Raw genomic sequence first — 507 nt, 5'->3', positions numbered from 1 at the left:
GGTCGAGGTCGTGCTCGTCGAACGGGCACCGGCTGCGGCCGCGGTCTGTCGCGACAACGCCCGGGCGGTGCAGCAGCGGGTGAAGAGCGTGCGCATCGACGTCCACGCGCAGCCCGTGCTCGGGTTCCTGCGCGGGACGGTCCGGACCTTCGACCTGGTGTTCATCGACCCGCCGTACGAAGTCGCCGAGACGGAGATCACCGAGGTGCTCGAGACCCTCGCGCCGAAGCTGACACCCGACGCCGTGGTGGTCGTCGAGCGCAGCAAGCGCTCCCCCGAACCGACGTGGCCCGCCGGGATCGCACCGTTCAGCAAGCGCAGCTACGGCGAGACCGTGGCGTGGGAAGCCGTGGTCAGCGCCGGCTGAGTGCCGCCAGAACCGTCGCGCACGCTCGCAGGGCCCGACTGCTCGCGCCGCCTGCGTGCTGCGGGCGCGGCGTGTGCTCGCTGCCTGGCGCCAGGCGCTGTCGTGACCTGCTTCCGCGCCGAGCGACAACTCCGACGTCG

1 protein-coding gene is annotated in these 507 nt (G+C 72.4%); it reads left to right on the top strand.

The features are described from left to right. The coding region (locus tag BIU90_RS12200) for an RsmD family RNA methyltransferase (RefSeq protein WP_175470206.1) at positions 1-367 on the top strand (367 nt) is incomplete at its 5' end. Between the last annotated feature and the right edge of the window lie 140 nt (positions 368-507).

It is taken from the genome of Curtobacterium sp. MCBA15_001, from assembly GCF_001864835.1.
In the GTDB taxonomy this organism is placed as follows: domain Bacteria; phylum Actinomycetota; class Actinomycetes; order Actinomycetales; family Microbacteriaceae; genus Curtobacterium.
The sequence above is the reverse complement of the archived record's forward strand: the minus strand, read 5'-3'. Positions and strand labels throughout refer to the sequence as shown.